The sequence below is a fragment of the Microbacterium sp. NPDC007973 genome, from assembly GCF_042958465.1.
GTDB classification, from domain to species: domain Bacteria; phylum Actinomycetota; class Actinomycetes; order Actinomycetales; family Microbacteriaceae; genus Microbacterium; species Microbacterium galbum.
The window spans coordinates 373,361-390,873 of record NZ_JBIBJJ010000001.1 but is presented as its reverse complement, the minus strand read 5'-3'; the positions used below and the strand labels follow the sequence as shown (position 1 = coordinate 390,873).

The following is a 17,513-nucleotide window of genomic DNA, read 5'->3' as shown; positions in this document are numbered from 1 at the left end:
CCGCTAGTCGTCCTTGGCCGGCCGCTCGTCGGTGTTCGCCGCGTCGCGAAGGCCGGGGGTCACGTGTCCGAGGTAGGTCACGTTGTCCGCTTCGGTGACGGTACGTGGGGCCTCCGACACTGACTCGACGAGCTTGCGCAGTCCGTCCTCCGCGCTGCCTCCGCCGTTGTAGTCGATGAGGGCCATGTCGACGATCTCGCGGGAGCTCATGTTGAGTGCAGCGCTGATGCGCTCGAGTTCGGCGACGGTGGTCTCGTTCGCTCCGTCCTCTCGCCGCTGGTAGTTCGACAGGGGGATGCCGGCCTTTTCGGCGAGCTGGCTCTGCGTCATCTGTCGTCGCGAGCGCATGGCCCTGACCGCGTTTCCGAGGTGTCGGTCGAACGGGTGCGGGGTCTTCTTGGGGCGGGCCATGCACCCCACTTTAGGAGTCTGGGACCGCATGAGCGACTCCGGGCACGTCAGGGATAGTTGCGTACTTCATAAATGAGGTGCAATACTGCGAACATGACCTACCTGAGAAGAGCAGACGCTCCGACTCCCGCCCCGGCCGCCGGCCGTCAGGCGAACTCCGCTGCCGCACGTCCCGTCGATGGGGACATGTCGGTGCGCGAGTTCCTGACGGCCGGCGGCCTTCGTGGTTTCACGACCGCCGACATGTTCCCGGGGGTGACTGCGTGAACGACGCTCCGAAGCTGGACAAGCTGGCGTACTCGCTCGAAGAGTTCGCCGAGGCAGTGTCCCTCTCGTACGCGCAGATCCTCCGGCACATCGCGAACGACGAGCTCATCGCGAAGTACAGCGGACGGAAGGCGCTCATCCTCAGAGCCGAGGGAGAGAGATTCCTTCGCGCTCTGCCCGAGGCGCGCGCACCCAAGGTCCGGTCATGAGCGGCCTGATCCTGGCGGAGAAGCACCCGGTTGCCGCCCTGTCTGTGTGCTTCGGCTTCCTCTACGGGCTGGTGCTGCTGGCCGGTGTGAACGTGTGGGTCGCGTTCACGGTGGCGCTGCTGCTCGGCCTGGGTCTGACGATCGCGTTCGTCGTGGACGTGTCTGCGCCGTACCTGACGCTCGACTGTAGGGATGAGCATCACGGTGCGTGTGACGAGTGCTGGTGTGAGTGCCACGCTCCCGAGGCTGCGCACCTGAGCGAGGTGGCGTGATGCCCACGAGCACCGTCACGGTTACACCCTCGGCAACCGTCCTCCCCGATATCCCCGGGAAGGTGCACGGGATCAAGAGCACGAACCCCTGGTCCGTCCAGTGCGATGACTGCCTGAAAGTCTTCTCGGGCGAATGGCTGCTCGCAGTCGCCAAGTCGGCGACGTTCAATAGCCGCGCCGAGATCGACGGCCTACGGCTCTGCGAAGCCTGCTGGCGCGAACGCGGCTGGCAAGACACCTACGAAGGCTGGGCGCAGGTACCGCAGCCTCATTGACCCTGCCGGGGGCGTTCGCCCTCTCTGATGCCGGCGATGGTCGCCGATGGCGCCCCCGGTAGTCGAACCACCATCCCCCCACCTTCCTCTGCGGCACATGGCCGATGTCTTGTGCTGCCCGAAACACCTGGAGTCGAAGTGAATCCTGATCCGATCGTCCTGGAGTACATCTCCCGGCAGAACGAACGCGCCCGTCAGGCGGCGGCCGACCGGCAGGCGGTCCTGCACCGTGCGGCCGTGGCCCGTCGTCGCAAGGCGAAGCGCGGTGGCAAGCGATGAACCGCGAGAAGCTCGCCGTCATCGGTGTGGGCGTGCTCGGCGCGGCAGTGAGTGTGCTGGCCGTGGTCGGCCTGGCGGTGATCGCATGAGCGCCACCATCGCTGAGGCTCTGCGCGACGCCCAGCACGCTCTGGACAACTGGACCGATGCAGGCTGCAAGGTTGCGCTGCGCGAGCTCGTCTCGGCGCTGACGGCCCCGCCCGCCGAGGACGTCCGCGAGGCGGTTGCGAAGGCCGTCTGCGCCGCGGACGAGCCAACCCTTGACTACGAGCGCAAGTGGCCCAGCGAGACCGACGAGATCTTCCGCGACGAGGCGTGGCGCTACTACCTCGGCATCGCCGACCGTCTCATCGCGTCGGGTATCCCTGCGGCCGCCGCCCTCGCTGCGGCCTGTGAGGTCCGCCCGCGCGGGACGGTCACCGACGCCGAGGAGATACCTGACACCTTCCCCGCCGCGCTCGGCGAGCTCGTCGTCGACAGCGAGGGCGACGGCATCAACCACGTCCGGCACATCACGCTTCGCGACGTGCTCGGCCAGCACATACTCTCCGACGTCGCGGCCGAGGCTTGGGCGCTAACCCGACAGGCCCGCCCGTGACTGTCGTCATCGGCCTCGACACGTCGCTCACCACGACGGGTGTCGCCCGGGTCGACCTCGGCGTCGGTGGTGCGGGTCAGGTGGAGGCCGTGCGCTGGGGGACCGCTCAAGCAAAGGCACCCGCGCCCAGCCGTTCCACTCCGGCGTCGGAGCGACGTCGTCTCCGGGTGATGACGCGGGCCGTGCTCGCGCACGTGCCGGAGCGGGTCGACCTCGTCGTTCTCGAAGGGCCGGCTCCCGGAGCGAAGTTCTCCGGCAAGGCGGATGAGCGGTCGGGCCTCCGGTGGATGCTGATCGACCAGCTCGTGCCCCGCACCCCGACGGGTGAGGAGGTCGTGCTGATCGACCCGCAGACGCGTGCGGTGCTCGCGTGGGGCAAGGGGATGCCGCGGCGGAAGAAGGGGCAGTCGTCGGATCAGGCGAAGGCTCCGGTGCTCGCGGCGGTGCGCGCTCGCGTGACGGGCGCGGACGTCGCGGATCACAACATCGCGGACGCTGTGGCGCTCGCGGAAGCCGGGGCGCACTTCCTCGGCATGGCGGTCGAGTACTCGGCCGCGCAGGTTTCGGCGCACGCGAAGGTCGCGTGGCCGGTGGGTGGGCCGCTCGTGCCCGCCAGATCGAAGGGATGAGACAGATGTCGGCTATCAAGTGGTCCAGCAAGAAGCCCGCTGACGACCTGAACGGACTCGAGCCCCTGCTCGAGCACTTCATGGACCCGCAGCCCGAGGACGTGGTGGCGATCACAATCGTGCGCCGCGCGGTCCGTCACCTGCCCGACGGGGACGACGCGTACCCGGAGGTGCGGTTCGCCCGCATCGAGCCGGTGCTGTCGGATGAGGACCGGGTGACGGTGCAGGGCATCCTCGAGCGGGCGTACCAGGCCCGTGTGCACGACGAGGCCCTCGACCTCGGCGACGACGAGGCGGTGGCCTGATGGGCGGCGTCGACCTGAACCGCTATGGGATCCGCTCCCGCCTGGCGGCTCGTCGTAAGGGTCAGGCCCGCACCGCGCGGGATCGCATCGAGGCGCAGTACGCGCCGTCCGCACGCGATCTGTTCTTGGCGCTGCGTCTGCGGCTGCTGTCGTCGCGTCCGATCGTCGGCGACATGCCCCCGGTGCGGGGTGCTGACGGTGTCACGACGCCGCTGCGGCCGATCTACGGGAAGCCCACGTTCCGCAACGTGATCGAGGACGGGGAGCTCCGATGACCGAGTGGCCGCCGCAGGAGGGTACGACCCTCGTCGAGGGGATGCCGGAGGAGGACTACCACGCTCACCCCGCGCTGTCGGCGTCGGGCATGAAGCAGATCCTTCGGTCTCCGAAGCACTACATGCAGTCCCGGAACGAGCGGGTCGAGAAGCCGGCGTTCGACGTGGGGCACGCGGCGCACGCGCTGGTGCTCGGTGTCGGGCAGCCGATCGTGGAGGTGCCGGACGAGATGCTCGCGTCCAACGGTGCGCTGTCGACGACGAGGGCCAAGGAGTTCGTCGCGGAGGCGCGCGCCAACGGGCAGGTTCCGCTGAAGCGGGACACGTTCCTGCGGGTGCGGGGCATGGCGGACGCTGTGCTGGCGAACGCGAAGGCCCGCGCGATCTTGGAGCGCCCGCGCTACACGGAGGTGTCGCTGTTCGCGTTGGACCCGGAGACGGGTGTGCCTCTGCGTGGTCGCCTCGACGTGCTCACCGGTGCGCTGGTGGCGGATGTGAAGACGACGCCGGACGTGCGGGAGCACAAGCTGCGGTCCGTCATCCAGGACTTCGGGTACGACGTGCAGGGCGAGGTGTACCGCCTGCTGGTGCAGCTCGTGCTCGACATCGACGCGGAGCCGGTGCAGCTCATCTTCGTGGAGAAGGACGCGCCGCATGAGGTGCGGGTGGTGAAGCTCGGCGAGGGGTGGCAGGCCGGCGGGTTCGCGCGGATGCGCAGAGCGATCGAGGTGTTCCAGTCGTGCGTCGAGTTCGGGGTGTGGCCGGGCGCGGATGACGAGGAGGGGGAGGCGTCGGAGATCGAGCCTCCCGCGTACTACCTCGCTGACGTGGCGCGTCTGACGGGGGCGGTGGCCTGATGGTGCTGCAGACGAGGAAGCCGACGGGGCTGCCGTCGTGGCCGGTGGTGCTGCTCGGCGGTCGGGAGAAGGCGGGGAAGACGTGGACGGCCCTGCACGGTTCGACGTCGCCGCTGGTCGGTCGGACGCTGTACATCGGCGTCGGTGAGGACGACCCGGACGAGTACCAGGCGATCCCGGGTGCGGACTTCGACATCGTCCTGCACGACGGCACCTACGCGGGTATCCGCGGCGCCGTGGAGGACGCGGTCTCGGAGCCCCAGGTCGATGGGAAGCCGACGCTGATCGTCTTCGACTCGGCGACGCGGGCGTGGAACCTGATCGTCGACAACGCGCAGGCGGTCGCGAACCGGAAGGCGAAGGGTCGGCAGGACCCGCTGACGGGGGATTACTCGGTGACGCCGGACCTTTGGAACGCGGCGGCCGCGCAGTGGGCGGGGATCATGAACCCCCTCCTGCGTCACCAGGGGCCGGTCGTGGTGACCGCACGGCTGGACAACGTGATGGTGATGCGGAACGGGCAGCCGACGTCGGAGAAGGAGTGGAAGATCCAGGGTCACAAGACCCTCCCGTTCGATGCGTCCGCGGTGGTGGAGATGCGGGAGCGGGGTCACTTCCTGCTGACGGGTGTCCGGTCGGCGCGGATCGCGTTGCCGAAGCCGCGTCTGATCCCGGAGTTCTCGCTGCCGTGGTTCTGGGACCTGCTGGGCCTGGCGCAGGGCGTGGGGGAGCGGGTGCATTCCGGCATCGTCGCGGACTCCGGTCTGGAGGATGCGGTCGCGGCGGTGCAGGCCGCGCGGAACCTCGCGGAGCTGCAGAAGGTGTGGGCGGACGTGAACCGTGCGGGCCTCGGCAAGGAGCCGGAGTTGATCGAGGCGAAGGACGTTCGGAAGCACGAGCTGCAAGCGCCTGAGAGCGCCCCGGAGGCTCGGGCTGCGGTCGACGGTGCCGAGACGGGTGGGAGCGCGTCAGCCGGGCGCGAGGCACTCGCCATCGCCACTCCCGGGGTGGAGGTGCAGCCGTGAACGACTTCATCGCCAGCAACGAATACGGGGTGCGTGAGGTCGTGGAGCCGGATGCGGGTCTGCAGCTTCTGTGGAAGGACCGGACGGTTGCCCGTGAGTCGGCAGTCTCGTCCAGCCAGGTGCAAGCACTGCGGGAGTTCTTCGAGGCGGAGGCTGACGAACGCATCGGCCGGTGGCGTTGGGCCGCGAACCCCGACTACGTCGTGTACCCGGACCGGCTCAACACCACGCCGCCGAGTGGCGCCATCCGCGTATGGAACGAGAGGACCGGCGTATCCCGCTACTACCTCAACCGCGATGGCGTGGACGGCGTAGGTGGGCAGTTCGACCCTGCGGCAGCCGCTTACTTCGATGCTCACCCGGAGCCGAAACCGTGGACGCGCGCAAAGGCGGGCGAGCTGTGGTTCCTGACGATCACCAGCCTTGGCCCGGAGACGAGACTCCGATGGGAAGCGCAGGGCGAACCCGTGCGCTTCTGGTCCGGCGGTCTGCACATCGACGCCCGCTCGGGTGACATCACTGCGGGGCGCCAGGTCAACGCGGAGGCGTCGGCATGAGTGTGCGTGAGGGCGTGCCGCTCGCGCGCACCCGGGACGGGGCGATCCTCGGCGTCGACCAGCGGCGTATGCGGGGCATGATCCCCGGGCTCATCGAGGCGCGGTACCTGCTGCCTGGTGACCGGGTCGTCGTGGCGGAGGGCGTCGAGGGCGTGGTGCAGACCATGCCCACCCCGTCGGTCGTGTTCCCCGGTTCGGTGCACGTCCTCACGCACACCGACGACGACGCTCCGCTGCAGGTGGAGCGGGCGCTGGACGAGCACGTCATGGTGCGCGCCGCCGGCGCATTCGACGACAGGGGCCGCCGGTGAGGACGTGGGCTGACGGGTTCGTCGCCTACCTCGGGTCGTACGAGGTGCGGCTGCACCGGCGGACGAACACGTTTCGCGGGGTGCTGTGGCCGGAGAAGTGGTCGGGGCTGGTCAGCCCGGACAGGCAGTTGGAGATCGCGGTGAACGCGAGGAAGGGGAGGACGGCATGAGCCAGGTAATCGAGGCCACGCTCGTCTGGCCCACGGGGGAGCCGGTCGACATCGCGTCGATCGAGGGGTACACGAAGGACGCCCGGTCGGTGGCTCACCCGCTGGACACCGACGAGGTGCTCACCCCCGACGAGGTGGTGCGGCAGCTCAACGAGGTGTCGCGGTGGGCGGAGCGGATGGTCGTCGTCATCAAGAAGGCGCAGGCGCACATGCGGCTGTGCTCGGCGGAGCGGGACGAGGCGCGCGCGCAGGCCGTGCTCGACGTCGCCGAATACCCGGAGCGGGAGCGCTCGGCGCGCGTGACCCTGGCGACGAAGGACGAGCGCCGCATGTACGACGCCGCGGTCGTCGCGTACGAGGAGGCCCGCCGCGCCGGGAACCTCCTCAAGGAGCACTCGATGCGGCTGCAGTCGATCGGGAAGCTCGTCGGCCTCACCTACCAGCACGGGGGTGCGTGATGGTCGCCCCGACGACACACGTCCGCGGGCTCGTGCTGCGGCGCGACGGGTCGCAGTGCGTGTCGTGCGCGACGCACACGTACCCGCTGGAGATGAACCACCGGCAGTCCGTCGGCGGCGGCGGGTCGAAGGTGCGGCCGTTGCCGCACGAGCTCAACACGGCGTGCTCGCGCTGCAACATGCGCTTCGAGTCGGACCTGCTGGCGAAGGGCCTCGCCTTCGGGTGGAAGGTCCGCAAGTGGGTGAAGAACCCCGGGCTGGTGCCGATGTTCAACGCGGCCCGCGGCCGGTGGGGACTTCTCACGAGCACGGGTGGCGTCGTGGTGATCACCGCGGTGGACGCGTTCGCGCGGATGCGTGAGGTCTACGGCGAGCAGTGGGACCAGTGGGCGGCGGAAGCCGGGCTGCTGGCGATGAGAGGAGCGACGCGGTGAGCGTCGAGAGACAGGGTGGCGTCCCGTTCGAGGAGGCCACCGCGAAGGACTTCATGCAGGTGCGCGCGGCGCTCGTGCGTCGCCTCGGCGGTGCGAATGAAGCGCTCGTGTGGACGCGCATCGACTGGCGCGCTGACTCCGCGAGAGTCGCACATCAGACGGAGGACGGCACCCACTGGTGGGCCGCGACGTACCCGGAGATCGCCGACGAGACGGGGCTCACTCCGGAGCAGGCGCGGCGAGCCGTGGAGAAGCTCGTCGACGGTGGCTTCCTGCTCGCCGAGCAGCAGCACGGCTTCTCCCGGAAGCGCAGCTACGCACCCGTCTACTCCCATGTGGCGGATTCGCCAGATGGCGAGACCGCCGGATCGAAGCGGCGAAATCGCCAGATCGAACTGGCGAAATCGCCAGATGTTCCTCTTATAGAGACATCAGAGACAAGAGACACCCCTGTAGTCCCCAGAGGGGACGCGGTGCTCGAAGCCCTCGACGTCGTCTGGGATCTCTGGCCGTCGCCGAGGCGCGGCACCCGCAAGAAGGTCGAGTCCTCCCTCCGAGGGGCGGTGCGCGCGATCGGCGGCCCGTCGAAGCTCCCTGACCTCATCGCTGCCGTGCGGCGCGACGTCGCCGTCTGGCGCACCTGGCCGACAGCGGACGTGCAGTACGTCCCCGGCCTCACCACCTGGCTGAACCAAGAGCGGTGGACGTCCGCGCCACCACTCCCGCGCGCCGGGTCGGTCGCGCAGCAACGACAGGACAACAACCTCGCGCTCCTCGAGCGCTACAAGAACGAAGGGAAGACCGATGGACAAGTCGCAAGTGGCCCTGCTGCTGGTGTTCGGAGCATCACTGCAGGGGCGTGAGGTCACGGACCTGCAGGTGGAGGCGTGGACGAAGCTCCTCGCCGACGTGCCGTTCGAGGACGCGATGGACGTCGCCGAGGCGCACTACCGGAACGAGTCGCGCGCCCTCTGGCCCGCAGACATCCGCCGCGCCACGGTCGACCGTCTGCCAGCCGAGGACTCGTGGATGGGGCTGAGCCGATGACCCGCACCCAGCCGCATGAGGGGGACGTGATCGTGTGGACGAAGCCCGCGTGTCAGCAGTGCCGGATGGTGAAGTTCCGCCTCGAGGCCGCCGGCGTGCCATACGTCGAGGCCGACATTACGGCTCCCGCGCACGCCGACGACCTCGCCCACTTCGTCCGCCTCGGCTTTTCGTCCGCGCCGATCACCGAGTACCGCGGCATCGCCGTGCCCGGGTTCATGCCGTCCGAGATCGACCGCGTCATCGAAGCGTGGCGCGCCGACCACCAGCAGGAGGTAAAGGCATGAGGATCCTCACTGTTCGCCAGCCGTGGGCGTGGGCGATCATCCACGGCGGGAAGGACGTCGAGAACCGCGTTCGCAACATCGCCGGGGACTACCGCGGGGCCGTCGCCATCCACGCCGGCCTGGCGCCCTTCGAGAAGGACAACGCCGCCAGCCGCGCGCACGTGGCCGCTCATGGCGGCGAGACCGACACCGTCCTGCACTACGGGGGAATCATCGGCGTCGTCGACCTGGTCGACGTGCATAGCGCCTCGGTCATCGACGGGTGCGGCCGCATGGACAACCACTGCCACGAGCACCCCGACGGATGCCGGCGCCACTGCTCCACCTGGGCAATGGGCCCCGCACCCGAGGGCTGGTACCAGCACCTCGTCCTCGCCAACCCGCGGGCGCTGGCCCAGCCAATCCCGTACCGCGGGGCGCTCGGCCTCCGCCACCTCGAGGACGACATCGTCGCGCGCATCGAAGGAGCGCTCGCATGATAGCCCCGCACTACGAGGACGCCGGCCTGCGCCTGTGGCACGGCTTCAACCTCGACATCCTGCGCGCCGATGCGCTCGGCTACCCCCACGCGTTCGGCTACCACCCCGATCGGCTAATCCCGGACGGCACCTACGACTCGATCGTCACCGACCCGCCCTACGAGCTCGGCTTCATGGGCAAGGGGTGGGACTCCTCCGGCATCGCGTACGACGTCGACGTGTGGCGCGAGTGCCTCCGCGTGCTCAAGCCCGGCGGACACCTGCTCGCCTTCGGCGGATCCCGCACCTGGCACCGCATGGCCGTCGCGATCGAGGACGCCGGGTTCGAGATGCGCGACTCGATCGCGTGGCTCTACGGCTCCGGGTTCCCGAAGTCGATGAACGTCGCGGCCGCGATTGACAAGACCGGCGGCGCGTCACCAGAGACGCAAGCGCGCACGCTTCGCGCGGCCCGAGAGCGCGCTGGCATGTCCCGCGAGGATGTCGCCGCCGCCGTCGGCTGCTCCGCCGCGTCGGTCGGGAACTGGGAGGACGGCCGTGCACGGGCGAAGGGTCGAGCGGTCGAGTTCATCACGCCCGGGCCGGAGTACCGCGATGCCCTCGCGAACCTGCTTGGGTACTCCGTCGACGAGCGCGCGATCATCGGCGCGACCGACGATCGCCGCGGCGACGGCACGGTCATCGGGCTCGGTCACTCCGGAAAGGAGTACGGACCCGCGGCTACCGACGCCGCTCGCGAGTGGGAGGGCTGGGGCACCGCGCTCAAGCCCGCCTTCGAGCCCATCGTCGTGGCCCGCAAGCCGCTACGCGGAACCGTTGCGGCGAACGTGCTGATGCACGGCACGGGCGCACTAAACATCGACGCGAACCGCACGCCCGCCACGGACTCGCAGCTCGCCGAGAAGTACGCCAGCGTGCAGAAAGCGGGCGCACGGCAAAACAGCGTCTACGGAACCGACGAACGATCACGCGAGGGGTCGGCCCCGCACGAAGGAGGGCGCTGGCCCACCAACGTTCTGCTCGATGGTTCGCAGGCGGCCGCGCTCGACCTTCAAAGCGGCGTCACGAAGAGCCGCAGCGGCGGTCTGAGCACGAAAGCGCTCGGCGTCCTGAACGACGACGCGTGGGTGGCTCGCGATGTACCCCGGACCGGGCACGACGACGAGGGTGGTGCGTCACGATTCTTCCCGACGTTCCGGTACGAGGCGAAGGCTCCCACGTCGGAGCGTCCGAACGTGGAGGGCACGGTGCACGCGACGGTGAAGCCGCTTGCGCTGATCCGGTGGCTCGTGCGCCTCGTCACCCGCCCCGGCGGTCGCGTCCTCGACCTGTACGCCGGGTCCGGCACCACCGGTGAGGCCGCGCTGCTCGAGGGCATGGAGGTCGACCTCATCGAGCTCGAAGAGGCGCACCTGCCCCTGATCCTCGCTCGCGTGCGCAAGCCGCTGCACCCGGGACTCTTCGGCGACTGGGAGGAAACCGCATGACCACCTACGACGACACCCCACCCGACGACCCGTACGCCGACGGTTCCGCGAAGGTCGACGAGGAGCTGCACACCGAGCAGTCCGTCATCGGCGCGATGATGCTCACCCCCCGCGCCACCGAGGAGGTCCTCGGCCTTCTCCGAGGTCGCGACTTCCACACCCCGCGGCACGAGCTCATCTTCGACGCCGTCCAGGCGCTGCACGCTGCCGGTCACCCGACCGACGTCGTCGCCGTCACCGACGAACTCATCCGCACGGGGGAGCTGCAGCGCGCGGGAGGAGCCGACTACCTCCACCAACTCACCTCGGTGGTGCCCACGGCCGCGAACGCCGGTTACTACGCGGAGATCGTCGCACAGCACTCCGCACGGCGTGCTCTGACCGACATCGGCACCCGCCTGTCAGCCAACGCCGCCGACCCCGGCGTCGCGATCGCCCGCGCGCTCGAGGATCTCCGCGAGCTCAGAGACGGATCACGTGTCGCCGTCGACGAGAGAGCGAAGACCCTCCGCGAAGTCCTCGACGTCGACCCGTCGATCGACGCGTACGACTGGGCCATCCCCGGCCTCCTCGAACGCCGCGACCGACTCGTCCTCACCGGCGCCGAAGGAGGCGGCAAGTCCACCTTCCTCCGCCAGGTCGCCATCCTCTCCTCCGCCGGCATCCACCCGTTCCGCTTCTCACCCATCGACCCCGTCAAGGTGCTCGTCATCGACGCGGAGAACAGCGAGAAGCAGTGGCGCCGCGCCGTCCGCGAGATGACCGACAACGCCGCGCAGCTCGGTCGCCGAGACCCCCGAGACTCCCTCGACCTCCGCTGCCTCACCAAGCAGATCGACATCACCCGCCCCCAGGACCTCGGACGCGTCCACCGCCTCGTCGACGAATCGAAACCCGACCTCGTCCTCATCGGCCCGCTCTACAAGCTCGTCCCCAGGTCCATTAACAACGACGACGACGCCGCCCCCGTCATCGCCGCCCTCGACTCCGTTCGAGACCGTGACGTCGCCCTCCTCATGGAAGCGCACGCCGGCCACACCGTCTCCCGCCGAGGAGAACGCGACCTCCGCCCCCGCGGATCCTCCGCACTCCTCGGCTGGCCCGAGTTCGGCCTCGGTATCTCACCCGACAACGACCTGACCAACGGCCGCCGCACCTTCACCGTCTCCCGGTGGCGAGGCGACCGCGACCAACGCGCGTGGCCCGAGAAGCTCCACCGCCGCGACAAGACCAACCCCGGCCAGCTCTGGCCCTGGGCACCCACCAACTCCCTCTGAAAGGCACCCCATGGCACCCACCAGCAAGGGCCCGCGGATCGTCGATCTGCTCGCCGACATCGCCCGCGAACTGTGGCTCGCGAACCGCCTCAACGCGCTCCGCATGAGCCAGTCCGCGCTCGCGCACGACACCGCCAACCGCTCCGCCACCCCCGAGGCGCGCGCCCGCGTCGCCCGGAAGAACGACCTGCGCCGCCAGGTGCGCATCGAACTCGGACTCGAAGACGAGGAGACGAAGGCATGACTGAACGAATCGACCACGTCGGCTGGGCGCGCGAGTTCGTTCGCGCCGCCGAGAACGCATTCGACGATGAGGTGACGACCACTCCGCGGGATGAGCCGACCGTCAGTGAGAACATCGCGCTGGCGCAGGTGCACGCGACGCTCGCTTTCGTCGAGCAGCAGCGCATCGCCAACCTCATCGCGCTGGCCAGCCTGCCCGGAACGAATGGGTTCGAGGACGCCGCCTACGACGCCCGTACGGCGGCGCTCATGGAAGGTCTTCTCGATTCCGAAACTGTCCCGGCCGTGCCGGGGTACGGACCTGCTGGCATCGACGAACGCGTGTTCATCCGCCCGGATATCCGAGAGGGGCTGGGACTGTGATCCAGAGAGACATCCCCACCACGGTCGCGAGCGTCGAGCTCGGCGACCAGTACGACGTGCAGATCACCGTCGCCGACCCGCTGACCGGGGCACAGGCCACCACCTCGCTCACGATGAGGGAGGCCGCCGACTTCATCCAGGAGATCGCCGAGGTGCTCGCTCAGGCGCGCGACACCTGCATCGTCGACCTCGCCGCCCGCACTCACACCACCGTCGCTCACGGCTTCGACATCGACTGGGCCATCCACCCCGAATGCCGCGACGGGAAGTGCCGGAACTGCGACGGCCAGACGATGGACACCCGCGACCAGATGGTCCCGTGCACTCACCGCTGCCACCAGACGGAGATCTTCACCTGGGACGGCCGCGGCAGCATCGACGCCCTCGCAACGCACGACCACGTGCACGACCCGAACGGCACGTGCCTCAAGAACCGCGACGGCGCCAAGTGCGCCCCGATTCAGGACGGGACGCGATCGTGAACGGCGACTACTGCTCCACCGCCCCCTGGACGAACGCGTGCGTCGCCACCCTCGCCAACCTGCTCCTCCAGGCCGACCTCCAGGGCATCCACGCCTGGGCAGAGGACCACAACGCCACCGGCGACAGCCTGGGGGAGGACGCCTTCGTCACCGCCATCGCCTCCCTCGGCTCCGACGTGCAGCACCGCGCCGCAGCCCGCGTCCGGGCGATGACGGGCCGCGAGGTCATTTTCGCCCCCGCCGCCTCTCCCGACGCCACCCCCGCAGAACGAGACGTCGAGCTCATCGTCAGCATGACCCTCAACCGTGACAACCCCGGCCTCCTCGGCGTCTTCGACGGCATCCGTGAACGTGACGCCTGGGAGCCGATGGTCGCGGCGCTCATCGCCTGGGCCACCGTCATGCTGCAGGTAGAAGCCCACCAGGCGGGAGGGCTCTCGTGAGCGCGATCGTCTCGCCGGCCGGATACGCGCGCCCTACCGTGCCCTGGAACGGCCTCACCGTCACCGACCTGTTCTGCGGTGCCGGCGGCTCGTCGTCGGGTCTCGTCGAGGCGGGCTACCGCGTCGTCATCGCCGCGAACCACTGGGCGCTCGCGATCGAGTCGCACCAGATCAACCACCCCGACACGGACCACTCGCAGGCCGACATCTCGCAGGTGAACCCGGCCTACTTCCCGAAGACGCACGTCCTTTGGGGGTCGCCGGAGTGCACGAACCACTCGATCGCGAAGGGCGTCAAGCGCCAGCGTCAGCAGGACCAGGCACTGTTCGAGCTCGACGGCACCCGCCCACTGCCCGACGAGGCCGCGAACCGCTCGCGCGCCACGATGTGGGACATTCCCCGCTTCGCCGAGCACCACCGGTACATGGCGATCATCCTCGAGAACGTCGTCGACGCGTACCGGTGGGACCAGTTCGACGCGTGGCAGATGGCGATGCGCGCGCTCGGCTACCGGATGCAGCTCGTGTGGCTGAACAGCATGCACGCGCAGATCGGCGGGCTGCCCGCGCCGCAGTCCCGGGACCGCATGTACGTCGTGATGTGGCGCGAGGATCTCGTGTCGAAGGACCGCCAGGGCCCCGACGTCGGGAAGTGGACCCGGCCGATGGCGTTGTGCGCAGAGCACGGCGAGGTGCAGGCCGTCCAGGCGTTCAAGAAGAAGGAGTCGTGGGGCCGCTACCGCGCGCAGTACGTCTACCGCTGCCCGACGTGCTGGACGCCAATCGAGCCCGGGTGGCTGGCCGCCGAGTCGATCATCGACTGGTCGCTGCCCGCACCGCGCATCGGCGACCGCGCGAAGCCCCTCGCCGAGAAGACGCGTGAGCGCATCCGCCGCGGCATCGAACGCCACTGGGCGCCGATCATCGCGAAGGCCGCGGGGAACACCTACGACGGCGTCACGACCGGTTCGGGCTACCTGCGCGTCAGCGACCTCGACGCGCCCATCCCGGCGCAGACGGGCACCGCTGAGCACGGCCTCGCGATGCCGCCGGCGTTCCTCGCGCAGTTCCGTGAGCGCGACCGGACGCAGACGCTCGCCAAGGCGCTGCCGACGGTCGTCGCCGACGGCGCTGGCCAGGCGCTGCTGGTACCTGTCGAGGGCCGCGACGGCAAGAGCGCGGCGTCGACCGCCGAGCCCCTGCGCACGCAGTCGACGCGCAACGAGACTGGCCTGCTCGTCCCGTACTACTCGAAGGGCACCTCGCGGCCGACGACCGATCCGATGGGCACGGTCACGACGGTCGACAGCGCAGGTCTCGTTGTCCCGCTCCGCAACCACGGCGTCGCGAAGCCGACGACGCACCCGATCGACACGGTGAGCGCTGAGGGCAACCATCACGCGCTCGTGATGCGGAACAACCTGGGCGGCGCCGAGATGACGACCCCGGCCACGGAGCCGCTGCGCACCCTCACCACGGGCGGGCATCAGTCTCTGCTCGAGCCGGGCGCGCCGATCAGCCTCGACGTCGACGACGCCGGCTTCCGCATGCTCGAGCCCCACGAGATCCAGCTCGGCATGGGCTTCGCCGCCGACTATCACCTCGTCGGGTCGAAGCGAGACAAGGTCAAGCAGGCCGGGAACGCCGTCACCCCGCCCGCCGCGCGCGACCTCGGCCACGCCGTCGCCGAGTTCCTCCTGGCGGTGCTCGCATGACCGCCTACGCCTACCTGCTGTCGCAGACGCCCGTCATCATCGCCCACCTCCGGGACAGCATGGTGATGCTCGGCGCCGCCGTCTACGACCGCGATCGCGTCGACACCAGCCGCGAACAGACCGTCCCCTTCCGCCTCGACGCGATGGTCGACGCCGACACCCTCTGGGACGCCCTCACCGCCTACGGCAACGAGATCGCCCTCGCCATCCGCCCCGCCCCCCACGCCCTCACCGCCCGCCTCCGCGCCTCCCAGGCGTGGAACGAAGCAGGGGACGCGGCCTACACGATCGCCGCGTGGCTGACCGGCAACGAGGAACGCATCGCCCAGCTCACCCCGAGCGACGCAGCCGACATCGCAGCGGACCACCTGTTCGACCTCATCCGCCGGCTCCTCGCCCGCTACCGCATCGAACCCCGCCGCCTCCGCACCCACACCCGCCAATGCCTCCTCTGCGGCGAACCCGACGCAGCCGTCTACGCGGAATGGTCCATCGGGCGGGACGGTCAGGTGGAGCACACCGAGCAGTGCATCGTCTGCGGCGAACGGTACGACGCCGACCTGCTCCCCAGCCGCGCCGCGATCGTCACCCTGCCGGAGTGGCGCCCGCCGGCGGAGGTGACGCAGTGAGCGCCCTCGACACCGCACCCTGGCCGCAGACCGAACCGTGCTCGCTGGCGGATGTGCTCCTGCCGCACCGCAACACCGCGGGGGCGTGCGACCACTGCGGGAAGGCCCTCACCGGCCGCCAGAAGCGGTGGTGCTCGTTCGAGTGCTCACGGGTGGAGGCACCGCATCACGACTGGAACGTGGCGAGGAAGGCGGCGAAGCGTCGCGACGGCCACAAGTGCGTGAAGTGCGGCCGCCCCGACGACGTCGACCACAACCTCCGCTCCATCCTCGAGGTGAACCACATCGAGCCCCGCGTCGGGAAGGGGTACGGGTGGGGGTGCTGGAACCACCAGGACAACCTCGAGACCCTCTGCCGTCCCTGCCACGTCGAGGTGACGAAGGCGCAGATCGCGGGACGCAAGGCGGAGCACGACGCCCGAGCGAAGGCACGCGACGACGAGGTCAACGGCGCCCGCCCGCTCTTCGAGGTTGACCCCGATGGCTGACCTCGACGAGGACGGCACCCCACTGCTCACCTACCGCGAAGCCGCCGCCCGAGTCCGCCGCTCCGTCCGCACCCTCTGGCGGTGGCGGAAGAAGGGCATGCGCATGGGGTGGGGGATCCGCGAAGGCCAGCGGGTCCGCGTCGTCCGTGAGGACGTGCTCCTCGCCCACTGGCGCAGCATCCTCCGCGCCGACCTCGCCCTCCGCCCCACCGTCCGCCGAGCCGACGCCGGCCGATGGACACCCAGTACCGAGAAGGAGACCCCATGAGCGTCCAGACCGTCTTCGAGATCCACGCCACTGAGGACGAACCCATCCACGCGATGCTGCGGGAGGTGCAGACTCTACCCACCTACGAGCGCGAGCTGGTCACCGCCCGACTCATGGTGCACGAGGGCACCCGCCGCGCCGAGGCAGCCGCTGCGTCCATCGCGCTCCGCAACCAGGAGCAGCGGCGCACCAGCCTGGCGCGCGCAACTCGAGCCCGCAACCGCAAGCTCGGGACCACCAACCACCCGAATGGGGGCCTGTGATGGGAATTCACCCGATGGAGCGGCTACTTCGCTTCCTGTTCTACTGCGAATGCTGCTGGGACGGGTGCGATTGCGGATGCCTCATGGAGTGCCCGCAACGCCGCAACCACGCCGCCTACGTAGACCACGCGGATGGGGGTGCAGACCGTGGCTGAGTGCCTGAACTGTGGCGAGACTCCCGAGTCGCTCAAGCGCCAGGGCATCACGATGTGCGCTATCGAGGGCGGGTACGAATACCGAGAGATCGAGCACGAGTTCGCGCACCATCGCTGGGCCGATTGGCGTGACCGAGAGCTAGACCTGATGGGCATCCGCCCCGAGGCGTACGAGAAGCATCGCCGAACGCCTGCGCTGCACATGCAATGGGTGGGGTGCGAGGACACCAAGCGCGGCCACGTGCCCGCGACCGAGGAGACCGACTGGGCGGACTACGGATGCCGGATCGGGCAATGCATAGCGTGCGGCAAGGTGCCCGAATCGAGTGATCCGTCATGAGCTACCGCTGCCGATGCATGTGGGACTGCTCGCATGCGTGGTGCGGATGCCCCGCGCACGCGACAGTCGTCTGCGTGTGCGGCGTCCGCCCGCGCGACTGTCCCGTCCATCCTCAACCGAGTGAACGGGAGCCCGGTGGCGAAGGATGACCAGCACGGCCCCGGCCACGAACCAGGCCGGGGCCACTGCGGCCGCAAGTCCACACCCGCCCGGGA

At 69.5% G+C, this 17,513-nt stretch carries 32 protein-coding genes; 31 read left to right on the top strand and 1 reads right to left on the bottom strand.

What is annotated here, in order from left to right; translation table 11 throughout:
* Positions 1 to 3 precede the first annotated feature (3 nt).
* Complete coding sequence (locus ACFZA2_RS02045; protein ID WP_391399945.1) at positions 4 to 411, bottom strand: helix-turn-helix domain-containing protein; 408 nt, start codon at positions 409 to 411, stop codon at positions 4 to 6.
* Between the two features lie 93 nt (positions 412 to 504).
* On the opposite strand from ACFZA2_RS02045, the gene ACFZA2_RS02040 reads away from it, so the two are divergent.
* From ACFZA2_RS02040 to ACFZA2_RS01890, 31 genes are all read left to right on the top strand, one after another.
* The gene (locus ACFZA2_RS02040; RefSeq protein ID WP_391399942.1) at positions 505 to 678 is read left to right on the top strand and encodes a hypothetical protein; all 174 of its coding nucleotides are present in this window, start codon (positions 505 to 507) and stop codon (positions 676 to 678) included.
* Positions 675 to 887, top strand: a complete 213-nt coding sequence (locus ACFZA2_RS02035) for a hypothetical protein (protein WP_391399939.1) — start codon at positions 675 to 677, stop codon at positions 885 to 887. The genes ACFZA2_RS02040 and ACFZA2_RS02035 overlap by 4 nt, the downstream gene beginning before the upstream one ends.
* The gene (locus ACFZA2_RS02030; protein ID WP_391399936.1) at positions 884 to 1,159 is read left to right on the top strand and encodes a hypothetical protein; all 276 of its coding nucleotides are present in this window, start codon (positions 884 to 886) and stop codon (positions 1,157 to 1,159) included. Before ACFZA2_RS02035 ends, ACFZA2_RS02030 begins: the two co-directional genes overlap by 4 nt.
* Positions 1,159 to 1,434, top strand: a complete 276-nt coding sequence (locus tag ACFZA2_RS02025; RefSeq protein ID WP_391399934.1) for a hypothetical protein — start codon at positions 1,159 to 1,161, stop codon at positions 1,432 to 1,434. Before ACFZA2_RS02030 ends, ACFZA2_RS02025 begins: the two co-directional genes overlap by 1 nt.
* 138 nt (positions 1,435 to 1,572) lie before the next feature.
* Positions 1,573 to 1,713: a hypothetical protein gene (locus ACFZA2_RS02020; protein ID WP_391399931.1), complete on the top strand. Its 141-nt coding sequence runs from the start codon at positions 1,573 to 1,575 to the stop codon at positions 1,711 to 1,713.
* Between the two features lie 85 nt (positions 1,714 to 1,798).
* Positions 1,799 to 2,311 carry a hypothetical protein gene (locus ACFZA2_RS02015; protein ID WP_391399928.1) on the top strand — a complete coding sequence of 171 codons (513 nt, stop codon included), beginning with the start codon at positions 1,799 to 1,801 and terminating at the stop codon, positions 2,309 to 2,311.
* Complete coding sequence (locus tag ACFZA2_RS02010; protein WP_391399925.1) at positions 2,308 to 2,940, top strand: hypothetical protein; 633 nt, start codon at positions 2,308 to 2,310, stop codon at positions 2,938 to 2,940. The genes ACFZA2_RS02015 and ACFZA2_RS02010 overlap by 4 nt, the downstream gene beginning before the upstream one ends.
* A gap of 5 nt (positions 2,941 to 2,945) precedes the next feature.
* Entirely contained in the window at positions 2,946 to 3,245 is a 300-nt protein-coding gene (locus ACFZA2_RS02005; protein ID WP_391399922.1) for a hypothetical protein, read from the top strand.
* A complete protein-coding gene (locus ACFZA2_RS02000) occupies positions 3,245 to 3,520 on the top strand; it encodes a hypothetical protein (RefSeq protein WP_391399919.1) in 276 nt (91 codons plus the stop codon). The genes ACFZA2_RS02005 and ACFZA2_RS02000 overlap by 1 nt, the downstream gene beginning before the upstream one ends.
* Positions 3,517 to 4,377 (top strand): PD-(D/E)XK nuclease-like domain-containing protein, encoded by an 861-nt coding sequence (locus ACFZA2_RS01995; RefSeq protein WP_391399917.1) that lies wholly within the window; start codon positions 3,517 to 3,519, stop codon positions 4,375 to 4,377. Before ACFZA2_RS02000 ends, ACFZA2_RS01995 begins: the two co-directional genes overlap by 4 nt.
* The gene (locus tag ACFZA2_RS01990) at positions 4,377 to 5,402 is read left to right on the top strand and encodes a hypothetical protein (protein ID WP_391399915.1); all 1,026 of its coding nucleotides are present in this window, start codon (positions 4,377 to 4,379) and stop codon (positions 5,400 to 5,402) included. The genes ACFZA2_RS01995 and ACFZA2_RS01990 overlap by 1 nt, the downstream gene beginning before the upstream one ends.
* Positions 5,399 to 5,959: a hypothetical protein gene (locus ACFZA2_RS01985; protein WP_391399913.1), complete on the top strand. Its 561-nt coding sequence runs from the start codon at positions 5,399 to 5,401 to the stop codon at positions 5,957 to 5,959. The genes ACFZA2_RS01990 and ACFZA2_RS01985 overlap by 4 nt, the downstream gene beginning before the upstream one ends.
* Entirely contained in the window at positions 5,956 to 6,270 is a 315-nt protein-coding gene (locus ACFZA2_RS01980) for a hypothetical protein (protein ID WP_391399910.1), read from the top strand. Before ACFZA2_RS01985 ends, ACFZA2_RS01980 begins: the two co-directional genes overlap by 4 nt.
* A 166-nt stretch (positions 6,271 to 6,436) precedes the next feature.
* Positions 6,437 to 6,898 (top strand): hypothetical protein, encoded by a 462-nt coding sequence (locus ACFZA2_RS01975; RefSeq protein WP_391399908.1) that lies wholly within the window; start codon positions 6,437 to 6,439, stop codon positions 6,896 to 6,898.
* Positions 6,898 to 7,332, top strand: a complete 435-nt coding sequence (locus ACFZA2_RS01970) for a hypothetical protein (RefSeq protein WP_391399905.1) — start codon at positions 6,898 to 6,900, stop codon at positions 7,330 to 7,332. The genes ACFZA2_RS01975 and ACFZA2_RS01970 overlap by 1 nt, the downstream gene beginning before the upstream one ends.
* Positions 7,329 to 8,195 carry a hypothetical protein gene (locus tag ACFZA2_RS01965; protein ID WP_391399902.1) on the top strand — a complete coding sequence of 289 codons (867 nt, stop codon included), beginning with the start codon at positions 7,329 to 7,331 and terminating at the stop codon, positions 8,193 to 8,195. Before ACFZA2_RS01970 ends, ACFZA2_RS01965 begins: the two co-directional genes overlap by 4 nt.
* On the top strand, positions 8,137 to 8,379 hold the full coding sequence (locus ACFZA2_RS01960; protein WP_391399900.1) for a hypothetical protein: 243 nt from the start codon (positions 8,137 to 8,139) through the stop codon (positions 8,377 to 8,379). The genes ACFZA2_RS01965 and ACFZA2_RS01960 overlap by 59 nt, the downstream gene beginning before the upstream one ends.
* A complete protein-coding gene (locus tag ACFZA2_RS01955) occupies positions 8,376 to 8,666 on the top strand; it encodes a glutaredoxin family protein (protein WP_391399897.1) in 291 nt (96 codons plus the stop codon). Before ACFZA2_RS01960 ends, ACFZA2_RS01955 begins: the two co-directional genes overlap by 4 nt.
* On the top strand, positions 8,663 to 9,145 hold the full coding sequence (locus ACFZA2_RS01950) for a hypothetical protein (RefSeq protein WP_391399894.1): 483 nt from the start codon (positions 8,663 to 8,665) through the stop codon (positions 9,143 to 9,145). Before ACFZA2_RS01955 ends, ACFZA2_RS01950 begins: the two co-directional genes overlap by 4 nt.
* Complete coding sequence (locus ACFZA2_RS01945) at positions 9,142 to 10,632, top strand: DNA methyltransferase (protein WP_391399892.1); 1,491 nt, start codon at positions 9,142 to 9,144, stop codon at positions 10,630 to 10,632. The genes ACFZA2_RS01950 and ACFZA2_RS01945 overlap by 4 nt, the downstream gene beginning before the upstream one ends.
* Positions 10,629 to 11,909 carry a DnaB-like helicase N-terminal domain-containing protein gene (locus tag ACFZA2_RS01940; RefSeq protein WP_391399890.1) on the top strand — a complete coding sequence of 427 codons (1,281 nt, stop codon included), beginning with the start codon at positions 10,629 to 10,631 and terminating at the stop codon, positions 11,907 to 11,909. The genes ACFZA2_RS01945 and ACFZA2_RS01940 overlap by 4 nt, the downstream gene beginning before the upstream one ends.
* A gap of 10 nt (positions 11,910 to 11,919) precedes the next feature.
* Entirely contained in the window at positions 11,920 to 12,153 is a 234-nt protein-coding gene (locus ACFZA2_RS01935; protein ID WP_391399887.1) for a hypothetical protein, read from the top strand.
* On the top strand, positions 12,150 to 12,515 hold the full coding sequence (locus ACFZA2_RS01930; RefSeq protein ID WP_391399884.1) for a hypothetical protein: 366 nt from the start codon (positions 12,150 to 12,152) through the stop codon (positions 12,513 to 12,515). Before ACFZA2_RS01935 ends, ACFZA2_RS01930 begins: the two co-directional genes overlap by 4 nt.
* Positions 12,512 to 12,997: a hypothetical protein gene (locus tag ACFZA2_RS01925; RefSeq protein ID WP_391399882.1), complete on the top strand. Its 486-nt coding sequence runs from the start codon at positions 12,512 to 12,514 to the stop codon at positions 12,995 to 12,997. The genes ACFZA2_RS01930 and ACFZA2_RS01925 overlap by 4 nt, the downstream gene beginning before the upstream one ends.
* Positions 12,994 to 13,440, top strand: a complete 447-nt coding sequence (locus tag ACFZA2_RS01920) for a hypothetical protein (RefSeq protein WP_391399879.1) — start codon at positions 12,994 to 12,996, stop codon at positions 13,438 to 13,440. Before ACFZA2_RS01925 ends, ACFZA2_RS01920 begins: the two co-directional genes overlap by 4 nt.
* The gene (locus ACFZA2_RS01915; RefSeq protein ID WP_391399877.1) at positions 13,437 to 15,155 is read left to right on the top strand and encodes a DNA cytosine methyltransferase; all 1,719 of its coding nucleotides are present in this window, start codon (positions 13,437 to 13,439) and stop codon (positions 15,153 to 15,155) included. The genes ACFZA2_RS01920 and ACFZA2_RS01915 overlap by 4 nt, the downstream gene beginning before the upstream one ends.
* The gene (locus ACFZA2_RS01910) at positions 15,152 to 15,784 is read left to right on the top strand and encodes a hypothetical protein (protein ID WP_391399874.1); all 633 of its coding nucleotides are present in this window, start codon (positions 15,152 to 15,154) and stop codon (positions 15,782 to 15,784) included. The genes ACFZA2_RS01915 and ACFZA2_RS01910 overlap by 4 nt, the downstream gene beginning before the upstream one ends.
* Complete coding sequence (locus ACFZA2_RS01905) at positions 15,781 to 16,272, top strand: HNH endonuclease (RefSeq protein WP_391399871.1); 492 nt, start codon at positions 15,781 to 15,783, stop codon at positions 16,270 to 16,272. The genes ACFZA2_RS01910 and ACFZA2_RS01905 overlap by 4 nt, the downstream gene beginning before the upstream one ends.
* Complete coding sequence (locus ACFZA2_RS01900; protein ID WP_391399868.1) at positions 16,265 to 16,540, top strand: hypothetical protein; 276 nt, start codon at positions 16,265 to 16,267, stop codon at positions 16,538 to 16,540. Before ACFZA2_RS01905 ends, ACFZA2_RS01900 begins: the two co-directional genes overlap by 8 nt.
* The gene (locus tag ACFZA2_RS01895; protein WP_391399865.1) at positions 16,537 to 16,803 is read left to right on the top strand and encodes a hypothetical protein; all 267 of its coding nucleotides are present in this window, start codon (positions 16,537 to 16,539) and stop codon (positions 16,801 to 16,803) included. The genes ACFZA2_RS01900 and ACFZA2_RS01895 overlap by 4 nt, the downstream gene beginning before the upstream one ends.
* A 147-nt stretch (positions 16,804 to 16,950) precedes the next feature.
* Positions 16,951 to 17,298, top strand: coding sequence for a hypothetical protein (locus ACFZA2_RS01890; protein ID WP_391399862.1), 348 nt, complete (start codon positions 16,951 to 16,953; stop codon positions 17,296 to 17,298).
* Positions 17,299 to 17,513 lie beyond the last annotated feature (215 nt).